We start from the raw sequence: 13,524 nt of genomic DNA on the forward strand, positions 1-13,524 counted from the left end.
TTTGTTTTTTAATCTTTCGCTGCTTTTATGCAGTAAAACACTAAAAAATAATGCTCTAGGGACTGATAACTTTGAGTTTAGTGAGTTTGGTGCGGTCACCTAATAACCATCCTTGCATGCTTTGGAGGATATTATTTTTATAGGCATAAAACTCAGCTATTGAGCTCAATATGCTGCCATACATTAGGCTTAATACAGGGATGAGTAAGGTGTTTTTGAATTCAATACGGTTAATGATGGTAATGAAGATGAGGCTTGTAGCAAAGCAAAAAGCAATAGTAAATATCATTTTACTGCTGGTACTAGCTTCATCGAAGTGTGGTCAATGAAACTCAAATCATTAGTTTAGTCGTATCAATTGCTGGGCTCCAGTTATTTGTGATGCCATACATAGCATCACAAATAAAGCTGATAATCGTAATATCATGAGAAATATACTTCACTTGAAAGTGGAGTTTTCAAAAAAAGTATCAGTGCTTTTTCGTAGAATAAATGGCATTAACTATTTAAATAAATAGACTGTGTGGGTTGCCAAATGGATGGGTCTCGATGAGTCACAAAAATGACGGTCGCAGATAGGTCATGAATTACGGTAATAATTTCCTGTTCTGTTGCCTCATCTAGCACTGCTGTTGCTTCGTCTAATATTAAGATGGGAGCGTTTTTGATTAGGGCGCGAGCCAATGCTACACGTTGGCGTTCACCCCCTGATAACGCGCTACCTTGCTGGCCAATTGATTGATGTATGCCATCAGGTGAACGATCAATTATAGAGCTGAGTGTGGATTTTCTCGCAATATCTTCAATTTCTTTATCTGAAGCATCTGGCTTACCAATGCGAATATTTTCAGCTAAAGTTCCTGTAAATACGATAGGATCCTGCGGCACAAAAGCGATATTAGAAGCCAGTCCATCATAGGTCATTTCATTTAGTTTAATTCCATTAATTGTAATATGACCTTGTGTGGGATCATCAAATCTCATTAGTAGTTCAAGTAGGGTGCTCTTGCCGCTACCACTAGGACCTGTCACTAATACTCTGCTGCCAATCGAAATGTTTATATTGATATTGTTTAGCATAGGAGCATAGCTTACACCTTGAACTGAAATATGGTGGTTATCTGATGCATGCTGTACGTTTGCCTGTGCAGTAGTAGGCTCGGGCAATATTGGTGTGTTTGTAGCGGCCTTATAATTATTTAATGAAGCTCGTAGGTCATTAATGTTTAATCCTGCTGTTGCCAAGTCGCCAAGAGGGGCTGCGGCACGGCTAATCATGATTAGGAGTGCTAATATGGCTGTAGGGCTATTAAATCCAGTAAATATCAAATATGCAGCCATTCCTGCTATAGGCATTATGCTTGCTAACGAAGAAATAAATACGGCGAAAGCAGCCGCTTTATTAGTTTTGATTAACGCCTTTTCCTGATTTTTCCAGCGATGCTCAATTCGTTCTATTGTTCGTACGGGTCCTGCTGCTGTTCGTAATAGCTCAATATGATCAACTAATTCAATAGTTGCTTCTGATGTTTTTGCTTCTGTATCATGTCGCCTTGCATCTGCATGTCCAAGTGCTTTCTGAGATAAGAATTGTGTGATCAATGATAATGTAAGTAATGCGGCGGCAACTAGGGCTACATCTAGACTCACAAGAACATATATACCGAATATTAGAAATAGAGGAATGCATGGTGCATGAAGAAAATTTTGGAGTTGGTGAGCTGGGATGCTCATAAATCCAGGAATACCTTGCCCAGCAATGTGGGCTATTTGTGCTCGATGATCATTGGTAAACCAAGATAATTTAGTACGAGCAAGAGATTGCCCTAATGCTGCATATAAATCGCCAGCGAGTCTAACCCCTGTTAAATAGCCTAAACGGTTCACTAAAACTGTTGCGAAAACAGCAGCGCCAGCGCTGATTAAAATCCATTTAGGTGGCCAATAGTTGATAATCCCAAGAGCCAAAATAGTGTAAGCAATTGCTTCTAATGCGGCTACTAATATCCAGCCAATACTAACAGTAATTAATCGCCTACGTGCGATGGGTGGCAATATAGCTATTGTTTTTTTGTCTGGTGTATTTACTGCAATGCTCATAATAACTCTCCTGATGTAGTTTTACGCTTCAATTCAAGGTGAGCACTTGCTTTGGTTGCTAAGGCTTTATCGTGCGTAACAATAATAATAGTTTTGTCTTGATTTCGAGCTAAGTGTTCTAGAGATTCAATTAATTTAGTTGCCTTTATTTGATCTAAAGCGCTGGTTGGTTCATCAAGTAATATCACAGGTGCTGGAGATAGAAATACTCTTGCAATACCTATTCTCTGTCGCTCACCACCTGATAGTAATTGAGCAACTGTATTTAAATCGATGTCCAACTGTGCTGTTATAAGGGCTGATTTTAGTTGTTCATCGGTAGCATTTGGGGCTGATAATCTTAAATTTTCTTTTACGGTTGCGGGTAGTACATCAGCACCTTGCGGTATGAGTAGGAAGGTTTCGTGTCGAACTTGTTCATCTAGTTGAGAAATGTCTGTTTGGGCCAGCTGGATATGCCCTTTTTGCAGAGGTTCAAGCCCTGCTAAAATGCGCAAGAGGGTTGTTTTTCCTGCACCACTTGGACCAGTGATTGCAGTCATAGTGCTGGGTTCAAAAATATAGTTTAGTTTATCAAGAGTCTTGACTTTGCCTATAGAGTATTCAGCATCTTTAATTGTAAGTATAGGTGGAGTACCTAACTGTGTTAATTGACCTGTTGGTAATGTAGGCGTCTGCAGCAGCTTTATTATTCTCCCCATTGCTGATTTCCCCGTACTTACATAATCAAGTCCATGTCCGAGACGCAAAGCGGGTGTCACAATTGCTAAGCTGAAAAATAATGTTGCGGCTAATATTATAGTGTTTTGGTCATAAGACACTAAATAGGCAATAGCAAACGTCGCGACAGCTTGTAGCAATGCTACGGCAATCCCTGCAAATGTTGCGACTTTACTTACCCACATAACCATGCTGTTAGTAAAACGTTCCGCTGAATCATGATAAGTGGCTAAAGCTCCAGATTGACGCCCATATATTCTATTTACTCTAATGCCGCGCGCGTAATCGTCAACTGCAGATATCACCTCAGCCATAACCTTCATGCGTGCAGCTCCATCGCGAGCAGTAATGCGTGGTACTACTACGAGATAATATAATGAGGCAATAAGGCCTGGTAATAACACCCAGAGTGTTTCAGGACCAACCATGCTAATTAATAAAGTAATAGAGGCTAGCGGTAAGACTGCTAAGTTAGCAATTTCTGAAGGTAAATGAGCCACCATATGATGTAATTTTGCAATATCATCTGAAACAAGGCTTCTTAAGCTCTGGTCACCTTGTCCAGACAGTGTTGATGCAGGTAAGCGAGTAAGGTGATTGGCAACTTGACGACGTAACTTTCCTGAAAATGCGGCCTCGGCATCGTGTGCAAGCCATGAAGCTGAGGCTGAAAATGCAGCACTTAAAAGCCACAATATTATCGCAGTAATAACCCAATAAGCAGATATATCGCTAATCAATTGAACCATGCACCAAAAGGCTGCGAGCGTGGCTAAGCCAGATAAGGATGATAAAAGCGTCCCAGCAAGAAGCTTAGGCAATGCTGGTTGTAATGTTAATCCTATCAATGGGTTAGTAATAAGACAGCGTAAGTTTGGTTTGCTCATGTTAGCCTCAATTGTCCATAATTTAGTTGTTTCATAAGGTTTACAACCTTATCTTTATTAACTCTGTTATCTTAGGTTTGGCTGATGTTGGTGCCAAATTATTAAGATTAAGCAGCATTCTAAGAAGATGTTTTTTTTCTTTGTTATGAGATTGTTGATTAGTAGATCGGTTATATAATGACTAATAATAGCGTTATTGATAATGGTTATCAATATTGTGTTTGTTTTGTGTGTTGATAAAAACTACACACTAAAACACCAAAAATTAATGCTGTAGGGGCTGACTAGATTAAGTTTAGAAAGCTTGGGGAAATCACTAAGTTTGATTTTTCCATTTTTAAATTTGGGTTTGACTCCGTTGATGCGGATCTTTTTTGATGTGAGGGAGTCTGCGGTAATTTCAAAGCGCTTCTTTTTTGAGCCAAAGCCGTTGCAGTGAAGAATTTTTGGATTGGCTGACATATTGATAATGAGTAGGGTGCATTTGCCTTCTTTTTTTGCGCTATGGCAGTAAATCTGCACAAATGGGTCGTTACTTTGCACGTCAAAAACGTGTTCTCCTATGAGCTTCCCCCATAACCAGCTGACCCAATAATCTGGATTTGGTTTTAACGTTTGTCGATTAATAAGGGCGTAGTCACCGCCGATTAGACTTTGTCTTATCATGACTTTCTGGCCGTTTTTTGCGCCTCGACCGAGTTGATCTGCCCACCAAAAACAGGATACAAAACGATCTGATAGTTTGGCTTGCCCACCGCACTGAGCCGATCCAGTTTCTCCGGTCCAAAGTTGAGCATTAGGTTGATATTGATCACGGAGCTTTTCCAGTTGTCTCGAATATCTCTCATAATCCATGAGTGAGCTTGGCGATAGAATGTTTTTGATTGTTGCTGCGCGAGTTTTGATCGGAGAACGACTGCTTTGAAATGGATAATAATGCCAATCAACAATATCGAGAGGTTCTTCTAGATTATCTAAAAATGGAGCGGAAATATTGCTAAGGGGTTTGATGGCTTCGCCGATTCTCGGCCAGAATGCACTGCCAGGGCCGGCGATTTTGCTATTGGGACTGTACAGTCGAACGCAGCGAATAAAAGAGTCATAGTCTTTTGCGAGATTTTTCGCGCTAGGTTGTGAGGTTAATCCATGAAATGCCCAATAGGCGTTGAGCTCATTACCCAGTTCGCAAATATGGATACTTTGCCCATGAACGTGGCTGTATTCCAATAATTCTTTAACTTCGGTTGATTGCCATGTGCCTTGTTGACGTCGTTCAAACAGACCATATTTCATGGTAAACATAAGGGCTAAACCATTGCGTTGGCAAAAGTCATGAAGCTGGTGCCACATGTCTTTGGTGACAGTAAGTGCGTCTGAATTGCTATTAGTTGGGGCGTTAGCGCTCGTAAAGTAATGTACTTTATCCGCTTCAGAGCCGCCTACTCGAATATAGGCGGGGCCGAGTGCTTGAACTAATAAATCGAGTTTTTCCTGTTGTAAGTTGAGAGGATCAACCCGTTGAGTACCAAGTCCTCGTTGCGTGCCTTTACTTCCTTCCCACCAGAAACCGCCAGCCAATACGGATATATCAATCGAGAAAGATAAGTATCTTGGTTCTATGGTTGTAACAGGTGTCGTGCTGTTAAGATTAACGACAAGCAATTTATTTTGGCGAATGTTGTGTTGTCTTTGCAATCTAGAATAAAACAAGAGGTTTCTTCTCTCACAAAAGGTTTTGCTAGACTGCAATAAAAGTGTGACATTTGTATGATGCTCTAAATGCCCCGATTTTTTATAAAGGACACTAAGATGAAAGTACCGGTTTGGATAATGACGATTTTGTTGGCAGGTTGCACTTTATTAACTGGTTGTACTAGTGCTCCAAAAAATATTGATCCCGTAACACAATTTCAAGTAGAGCGTTATTTAGGCACTTGGTATGAAATTGTGCGTCAAGATCATGCTTTTGAGGAAGGTTTGTCTAATGTCACAGCGACTTATTCTATGCGTGATGATGGAGGCGTCGCAGTGTTGAACCGTGGTTATTCTGCGGAAGATAAAAAGTGGCGAGAAGCTGAAGGCCGCGCTTATTTTGTCAATTCGTCGGATATTGGGCATCTAAAAGTGTCGTTTTTTGGGCCGTTTTATGGTGCCTATGTGATTTTTGAGCTGGATCAAAAAAACTATCAATACGCCATGATATCTGGGCCTAGCCGAGACTATTTCTGGTTATTGTCTCGCACTCCAACTATGCCTGAAGACGTTAAACGTCGATTATTAGCCAAAGCGGAAGCATTAGGCTTCCCTATGGATAAATTGGTTAACGTAGTTCAAAGTAGCAATGTGCCAGCCAGTTAGCTTTTCCTGCGTTACAATTTTAGAAAAGAGAGCAAGTAATCGACTCTTTTGCTTCAGGAGTTGAGCAAACTTCAGTGTAAGCTGTGGGGCTTTGAATAAGAGCATAGTGCACATTGGAGTCTCGACATAAGGCGAGAAAGTCGTCATAGCGTTGATTGAAATTGTTTCTTGTTATCTCATAATTGATTGTTGCGTCATTATCGCCAAAATTATTATCCATGGCTTCTGCTTTTACTCGCTGAATCAGATACGTTAATTCATTATATTTGTGTCGAATTTGATGGCAGTATGCGCTATTCGGTGTGGTTTCAGCACATTCTATCATTGATGTTTCGAGCTGGGCTTTCTCGGTTTGATAGCGATCTAAGTAATTTATCGATTGGCTATTTTTCCTTTGTGTTCTTTCAGACTGTAGCGATAGCACTTCTAATCTATTTTTTGCTTTATTCAAGCGCTCTTCTTTTGCCAAGCACTCTTTTCCGAAGGCTATTAAATCACTGCTATGTACTAGACTTACAAAAGAGCATCCTAGTAAAAGAACGCCGTATTTAATGGTCGAAATGTGCATTAGGTTGTAGATCCTGTTTGTTTTTCGTTACACATTTTGTGTACGTTCATCGTAATTACGCTTAATTATACACTGTGTTTTTCTGGAGGAAGTATGGAAAAATTGTTATCAGTAATAGGTGAGGGGAAGGGGGTTTCTATCTCTCTTGATCGAGGGCCTTTTCAGAATAATGGTGCGTCACCTTGGTATGCTTATGTTGGAGTTGGCACGCCAGAGCAAACATTGAAGTTTTCTTTTGATACCGGCAGTGACTTTATCTGGGTGACATCTAGTTTATGCAAAGCAGATACTTGTCATCATTATGGTGATCAAGAGTTTGCTTATCAAATATCATCCAGTTTTTCTTGGGTTAACCAGCAGACAACTGAGGTTAATTTTGGGCCATGGGGAAATATGAAGGTAAAAACGGGCAAGGATGTTTTTACCTTAACACCTGAAGCCTTGGGACAATCAACAAGTGGTTCTGTGTCTTTGCTGTCAGATGTGTATTTAGCGCAGTCTTATCAAGGTATTCAGTTTCGAGAGCTTGATTGGGATGGCGGCATCGGTATTCCTAGTACAACGGAATTGTCAGATTCTCTTTTTGTTTATCGGTCTTTTCGAGGCATAACACCGAGTAATAAAACTGAACCGGCATCATTTCATTTCTTTCAGAGTTTGCTTGATCAAGGAGTGGTTAGTTCGAAACGTCCTTATGTAACATTTCTAACAGATATCGATAACAAGAGCGGTCAAGTGGAATTTGGTCAGCTGAATAAAGATTACCGAGAGAACAGGGAGTATCTATTTTTGCCTTGGGATAAATACAGTGCACCTTATTTATGGACCAGCAAGATCACATCTTTATCTATTGGTGATACTCAGCTTATTTCACCTGAATCAATTACTAGCACGCCATACTTTCTTGCTTTGGATTCTGGCTCATCTCAGTTCAAAGGCGACTTGGATGTAATGGCTACGCTTTACAACATAGCATCTAAAACAAAAGAAAATCTGGTGATTGAGATCGGAGAAACGGATTCTGGAAATATTGGAAAGTTGGTGGTTACCTCTAACATGTACGATGTATTGATTGAGGCTGGTGAGAATAAAGGAGTAGTTATTACGCAATTTCAACCAATGGAAAATGCTGATTATATCGCGTTGGTAGGTTCTGTATTGATGGATTATTTGTATACGGTGTATGAATTTAGAGTAGTTCAACGTGAAGGCGAGAATTGCGTTATTCCTGTTGGCATGTGGATATTCAATAAAGAAGAGGGGCCCAAAGTGATTACGACAACTCAAAATAAGCCAGCACGTATTTTCAATTAATGTCTACCAATTTTAGTGAACAGATAAAAATGTTTAAACCATAAAGGAGTAATGCATGTCTTTGATGTTGAATGGCTCATGGGAAAATAGCTATGGCTCAACGATGACGTTAGAAGTCGATGAAGATGGTTTTATTTTTGGAGAGTACGGATCTCATACTGGCTCTACTGGTACTTATCTTGTGATTGGATATTGTCGGCCAAGTGACCCTACTAATGATGCTGGGCAACCATTAGTTCTGTCTATTTATTGGCGTTCAATTGGTGGTGAAGAACCTGACGATGGCTCTCACTGGGTTTCTACCTACTGTGGCCAGCTTGATAGTGATGGCCAAATTACGGTAATGAACTCATTGGTAACGACAACTAAATATCAAGCTTTTGTTCCAGGAGATTACATCGACAAGTTGATCTTCACGAAACATTCTAGCTCTAATGAAATCAAGACAAAAAACATTGAGCCTATGGCTCAGAAAAAAGCAAAATTTGCTAATTCTATTAATGGCGTTTGGGTAAACCAAGAAAAAAGTATTCAGCTAACGGTATTTTTGCAGGATAAAGAATATGGGGTTGTTAACGGCTGGTTAGCATATGAAGGTGAACTAATAAGCATGCTTGGTTTCACAGATACCTTAGATAATAACAATATATTACAGAGTGTTAGCTTAAGTGGATATATGCTAAATACATATCAACCGATATCACTTATCGGTCGTATAAGCCAAGACGCTAATACTTTGATTCTTTCTCGTTGGTTGGCTAACTCCACAAAGGCTGAGTCAGCCTACTTTCAGGCAAACTCTGAAAACTGGGAATTAACGAAAAAATCATAGTTGAGTCATGATCAAATTGTGAGGGAAAACAAATGAGCTTAGGTAATGCATTCAATAAAGAAGAGCATGATCAAACTATAATCGATTGTTTTCTACAAATGTGGCGTTATTCTGCCGATTTAATGTTCATCATGGCAGTAGAAGATGGTGATGAGTTTTCTTTATACGACAATAACCCAGCGTCTAAGGCAGTAATGGGTCTTGAAAAGGGAGCAGAGATACATCGCCTTAACTTACGAGTGCAGTTTGGTGACGAAATGGCAGAGCAAGTCTATGCTACCTATCGTCAAGTATTGCAGGGTGGAAAACCTGTTTCTATCGAACAAGCTGGTATGCGAGGTGACGGTAGTCAGATTTATTTTGATACCTTGTTTGTCCCTATTTTTGATTCATTAGGTAAGCCGATTTTTGTATGTGGCGTAAGTCGTGATATTACGAAAATAAAAGAGGCCGAAACCGTTGCATTAAAAGCTAATGAAAAACTTCTGGAATACAGCACCGCACTGGAAACGATCAACCAAGAATTGGATCGTAAGGTACAAGAGCGAACCAAAGAATTAGAAAATGCGAAACGCATAGTAGAAGAGTCATTGGAGGCAAAGTCTTCCTTTGTTGCCAGAATGAGCCATGAAATACGCACCCCAATTAATGCTGTGATTGGATTAAGCCACCTGACTTTAAAAACGTCTTTAAATCATGAGCAAAAAGACTATATCAACACCATTTTATCGTCCGGTGAAAACCTACTTAGTCTCGTTAATGATGTATTGGATTTTTCGAAGATTGAGGCGGGGGAAATGGGGATAGAAAAAGTGCCTTTTTCCCCTAAATTGATTGTCCAGCATGCGATCAATATGAATGCTATCAAAGCTGAAGAAAAAAAATTGGCAGTGACGGTCGATATTTCTCCATCGTTGCCGCCCATGCTATTAGGTGACCCATTACGTATACAGCAAGTGTTGGTCAATCTAGTTACCAATGCTGTTAAGTTCACCGAACGTGGTGGTGTTTGTGTACGCATGTATGCTGATGAAAATAATGATAAAGGTGTTCTAATAAGGTGCGATGTAATTGACACAGGTATTGGGATATCGAAAGTGTATTTGGATCAACTATTTCAATCATTTCATCAGGCTGACGATAGTGTTACTCGCAAGTTTGGTGGAACCGGTTTAGGCTTAACTATCTCTCGCCAACTCTGCTCGTTGATGAACGGTGATATTTGGGTACACAGTGAATTAGGGCAAGGTTCTACTTTTAGTTTTGTTCTCCCTCTTAATATCGCCCCTGATTTATTGCTTTTAAATGAAAGTACCTTAAATGAAAAAGTGTTAAAAGAAGAATGTAGAGAAAATAAAAGCATCCCGAATTTTTCTCAATATAACATTCTTCTGGCAGAAGATAATCTTATTAATCAAAAGGTTATTTTGGGGTATTTAGATGATACCTTGATAAAGGTGGATGTTGTTGGTAATGGTGAAGAGGCTATTAATAAATTAGAAAACAAGAAATACGATTTGGTTTTGATGGATATTCAAATGCCGATTATGGATGGGTTAACCGCTTCTAAAAAAATTAGACAATCCTCTCATTATAGTAATATTCCTATAATTGCAATGACAGCTCATGTCTCTGATGAAGCAAAAAAGCAGTCAGCACACGCTGGTATGAATGCGCATTTAGATAAGCCAATTAAAAAGTTTGATTTATACAAAATTTTACAAAAACACCTAGCTACAAATAAGCATCATAACTCCTTGCAAATGAAGGGTTTTGTGATGCATGAACAAGACGCACTGCATTCTGAGGTGTTGTCTAATTTGTACTCAATAGATACATTGGATATAGATAAAGCGATAAAAAATCTTAGTGGAAAAAAAGACTTATATCTTGATTTAATATCGTCTTTTTATAATAGATACAAAGATTTTTCTTTGGCTGAATGTATTGGTATTGATTTAGATGGGGTTATTCACTCATTAAAATCTAATGCTGCTTACATAGGGGCGTTAAATATATCAGTGTTTTGTACTGAATTAGAAGGCAATATTAAAAATGGGGCTTTTTGTTCTGAGCTAATTATCCATCTTGTGGGAATGGTTAAGGTGTTAGTTGATAAATTGAAATGTATTTTAATGCCCTATTTTTCTTTAATTAAATCAAGTGAAGATATAGAAGGGTTTAGCGAAAGTGATTTAGTGAATAAATTGAAAAAAATAGTACCTCTATTAAAAAAGTCAGATTTTTTTGTAGAAAATCATTTCAGTTTACTGCGCAAAATGGTTCGCGGTAGCAAGTACGTTCTGGATATCGAAAATTTAATTTATGATGTTAAAAATATTGAGTTTGAGACGGCTGCTGTTAAAGCGTCTCAGCTTGTTTTAGAGCTCCAAGGTGATTAGAGACGATGACAGAAGTGCAAAGTGTTTTAGTCATTGATGACGAAAAAATCAACCTGAAAATAATCAGCGATATACTCAGTGATGAGGTTAGCATTATGCTAGCAAAAAGCGGTGAGCAGGGTATTAGAAAGGCTATAGAATATAAGCCAGATTTGATTTTATTAGATGTTGTAATGCCAGAAATGGATGGTTTTGAAACCATGGCTCGCCTTCGTCATGATGTGCGTACAAGTGCCATCCCCGTTATTTTTATTACTGCTTTAAATGACTCGAGTCATGAAGAAAAAGCTTTATTAATGGGTGCCAGCGACTATATTCAAAAACCACTACATACCAATATAGTACAGGCTCGCGTTCGCCTTCATTTGCAGCTTGTAAAACAGCGTCAAATGTTAGAAAAACTAGCCAATATTGACCCTTTAACATCACTTGCCAATCGTCGTAAGTATCAAGATGTTATTGAGCAAGAATGGCAAAGAGCCATTACTCATCAAGGATGTCTTTCTTTGCTCGTCATTGATATAGATAATTTCAAGCAATATAACGATTGTTACGGACATGCTACTGGTGACAAAGTGCTTCAACAAGTCGCAATGGTATTAGCTAAGCAAGCTTTAGATAAAGGACTCGTTGCAAGATATGGTGGTGAAGAGTTTGTTATCTTGTTACCTGACCATTCTCAAGAAGATGCTGTTGAGGTTGCTCGTCTTTGTATGCAAGGAGTTGAGGCCCTAAATTTAGCTTACAGTCATGAAGATTTTAGCGGTAAGGTAACTGTCAGTGTGGGGGGGACCACAAAATTACCTAATCTAAGCTGCAGCAGCGATGACCTTTTTAATACAGCAGATGAGATGCTGGGGCTCGCGAAAAAAAGCGGTAAAAATAAAATATTATGGAAATTACCGAGTAATCCGCACACAATAGCTGAGTGATGTTTGTTTTTTTAAGTCACTCTTATTATAAGGTTTGTAATGAACAAGGTTAATAACTCATACGGGTTAGAGATGCATCCATTACGAGATGCACTGTATGCAGAGCTACATTCACGCCCTTTTCAGGTGCTGCCCAGTCCAGCCAGAATCAGTTATCTCGCGGTTATTGTCGGTTCAGATCAGAAGCAAGCAGAGTTTGAACACTTTTGTTCACTTTATAATCATTTTAATGGTGTGCCACCACAAGATGATGGCGTGTGCTTTGAAGTAGATTTTGGCGACTTTAAAATACGTCGTGATAAGCATCTTGAATTTACTTCTTACATGATTACTCATTCGCAGATTGATCCTAACCTAGGTTTTTTCGATCAAAATGCTTTGGTTTGTTTGCCAATTGATTGGTTATCTAAAATTCCTGGTATTGTTATTGCGGCGTTTCATGTGGCCGTTGAGGACGCTCGAACCATTCCTGAACCAGATCTCGCTCTAGTAAAAAGCCATTTTGAGGGCATGCGTTTAGTCGGTAGTCGTCCTCAAAATGGCGATGCTCAGGTTTGGACCACTTTTCAGTTGCACAGTGATGGCTGTGGTCGTTTTCTCATTTACAACAAACGCATGAGTGATAGCCAACTGGGCCGTATGGTTCAGCGCGTAGTCGAGATAGAAACCTACCGTTTGATGGCGTTATTAGCGTTACCCATGGCACGTAAATACAACGCAGAACTTGTTGCCATGGACGAAGAGTTAGCTCAAACCACCGCCAGCTTGTCTGATGCGACAGAACCACTTGATGAGCAGGCCTTGTTGAGCGAACTAATAGACATGGCCGCTTGGGTTGAAGCCACACGATCAAAAACCTCATTTCGATTCAGTGCCACAAGGGCTTATCACGAATTAGTTTTAAAACGTTTAAATGAGCTAAAAGAAGACGAAGTATCCGGTCATTTAACCATTACCGAATTCATGACTCGTCGTTTAACTCCAGCGGTAAGAACCTGTAATACAGCTGGCAACCATTTAGAAAGCCTTTCGACTCGTATCGATAGAGTATCAGATATGATGCGTACTCAAGTAGAGATGTCTATTCAATCTCAGAATCAACAATTGCTCACTTCCATGGATCGTCGTTCAAAAATTCAACTTGCCATGCAGCATACGGTCGAAGGCTTGTCTGTTGCTGCGATCAGTTACTACAGCGTGGGTTTATTGAAGTTTTTGATTGAAGCGGTGTACGACAAAGGTGTCCATTTTGATAAAAGTTTAGTTATCGGTTTGTCCGTGCCTATTGTTGTTGGCAGTGTATGGTTAGCGACGCGAAAAATACATAAACGCTTTTTGTTGCTGGCTAAGGCCAAAGAAGAAAAGTAGTCGTTGTTTTGTTTTCAAACACACATAAAAAAGGCTTTCTATT

At 39.4% G+C, this 13,524-nt stretch carries 10 protein-coding genes; 6 read left to right on the top strand and 4 right to left on the bottom strand.

What is annotated here, in order from left to right; all coding sequences use genetic code 11:
- Positions 1–498 precede the first annotated feature (498 nt).
- The 3 genes from TY87_RS12800 to TY87_RS12810 all read right to left on the bottom strand — a co-directional run bounded on the left by TY87_RS12800 (position 499) and on the right by TY87_RS12810 (position 5,417).
- Positions 499–2,100 carry an ATP-binding cassette domain-containing protein gene (locus TY87_RS12800; protein ID WP_100187361.1) on the bottom strand — a complete coding sequence of 534 codons (1,602 nt, stop codon included), beginning with the start codon at positions 2,098–2,100 and terminating at the stop codon, positions 499–501.
- Positions 2,097–3,707 (bottom strand): ATP-binding cassette domain-containing protein, encoded by a 1,611-nt coding sequence (locus TY87_RS12805; protein WP_072837952.1) that lies wholly within the window; start codon positions 3,705–3,707, stop codon positions 2,097–2,099. Before TY87_RS12805 ends, TY87_RS12800 begins: the two co-directional genes overlap by 4 nt.
- Before the next feature lie 243 nt (positions 3,708–3,950).
- Entirely contained in the window at positions 3,951–5,417 is a 1,467-nt protein-coding gene (locus tag TY87_RS12810; protein ID WP_100187362.1) for a glycosyl hydrolase family 79 N-terminal domain-containing protein, read from the bottom strand.
- A 99-nt stretch (positions 5,418–5,516) separates the two neighbouring features.
- On the opposite strand from TY87_RS12810, the gene TY87_RS12815 reads away from it, so the two are divergent.
- A complete protein-coding gene (locus tag TY87_RS12815; RefSeq protein ID WP_072837954.1) occupies positions 5,517–6,065 on the top strand; it encodes a lipocalin family protein in 549 nt (182 codons plus the stop codon).
- A 19-nt stretch (positions 6,066–6,084) separates the two neighbouring features.
- Here the strand turns inward: TY87_RS12815 and TY87_RS12820 are convergent, their stop codons facing one another.
- A complete protein-coding gene (locus tag TY87_RS12820; RefSeq protein WP_139248820.1) occupies positions 6,085–6,534 on the bottom strand; it encodes a hypothetical protein in 450 nt (149 codons plus the stop codon).
- Between the two features lie 192 nt (positions 6,535–6,726).
- Here TY87_RS12820 and TY87_RS12825 point away from each other — a divergent pair, with 192 nt between their 5' ends.
- Genes TY87_RS12825 through TY87_RS12845 form a run of 5 tightly spaced genes read left to right on the top strand, consistent with a single transcriptional unit; the run spans position 6,727 to position 13,481 of the window.
- Complete coding sequence (locus TY87_RS12825) at positions 6,727–7,947, top strand: pepsin-like aspartic protease (RefSeq protein ID WP_100187363.1); 1,221 nt, start codon at positions 6,727–6,729, stop codon at positions 7,945–7,947.
- A 55-nt stretch (positions 7,948–8,002) separates the two neighbouring features.
- Positions 8,003–8,779, top strand: coding sequence for an avidin/streptavidin family protein (locus TY87_RS12830; protein ID WP_100187364.1), 777 nt, complete (start codon positions 8,003–8,005; stop codon positions 8,777–8,779).
- 32 nt (positions 8,780–8,811) lie between these two features.
- Complete coding sequence (locus tag TY87_RS12835) at positions 8,812–11,181, top strand: PAS domain-containing hybrid sensor histidine kinase/response regulator (protein WP_100187365.1); 2,370 nt, start codon at positions 8,812–8,814, stop codon at positions 11,179–11,181.
- A 5-nt stretch (positions 11,182–11,186) separates the two neighbouring features.
- The gene (locus TY87_RS12840) at positions 11,187–12,113 is read left to right on the top strand and encodes a GGDEF domain-containing response regulator (protein ID WP_100187366.1); all 927 of its coding nucleotides are present in this window, start codon (positions 11,187–11,189) and stop codon (positions 12,111–12,113) included.
- Positions 12,114–12,152: 39 nt separating this feature from the next.
- Positions 12,153–13,481 carry a DUF3422 family protein gene (locus TY87_RS12845; RefSeq protein ID WP_072837960.1) on the top strand — a complete coding sequence of 443 codons (1,329 nt, stop codon included), beginning with the start codon at positions 12,153–12,155 and terminating at the stop codon, positions 13,479–13,481.
- The last annotated feature ends 43 nt before the right edge of the window (positions 13,482–13,524 follow it).

Origin of the sequence: Marinomonas sp. BSi20584 (assembly GCF_002792415.1) — a bacterium.
Taxonomy (GTDB): Bacteria; Pseudomonadota; Gammaproteobacteria; order Pseudomonadales; family Marinomonadaceae; genus Marinomonas; species Marinomonas polaris.

Coding starts and splice junctions, on each gene's coding strand:
- TY87_RS12835 (WP_100187365.1), top strand. CDS start 8,812: ATGAGCTTAGGTAATGCATTCAATAAAGAAGAGCATGATCAAACTATA.
- TY87_RS12805 (WP_072837952.1), bottom strand. CDS start 3,707: ATGAGCAAACCAAACTTACGCTGTCTTATTACTAACCCATTGATAGGA.
- TY87_RS12815 (WP_072837954.1), top strand. CDS start 5,517: ATGAAAGTACCGGTTTGGATAATGACGATTTTGTTGGCAGGTTGCACT.
- TY87_RS12830 (WP_100187364.1), top strand. CDS start 8,003: ATGTCTTTGATGTTGAATGGCTCATGGGAAAATAGCTATGGCTCAACG.
- TY87_RS12825 (WP_100187363.1), top strand. CDS start 6,727: ATGGAAAAATTGTTATCAGTAATAGGTGAGGGGAAGGGGGTTTCTATC.
- TY87_RS12800 (WP_100187361.1), bottom strand. CDS start 2,100: ATGAGCATTGCAGTAAATACACCAGACAAAAAAACAATAGCTATATTG.
- TY87_RS12840 (WP_100187366.1), top strand. CDS start 11,187: ATGACAGAAGTGCAAAGTGTTTTAGTCATTGATGACGAAAAAATCAAC.
- TY87_RS12845 (WP_072837960.1), top strand. CDS start 12,153: ATGAACAAGGTTAATAACTCATACGGGTTAGAGATGCATCCATTACGA.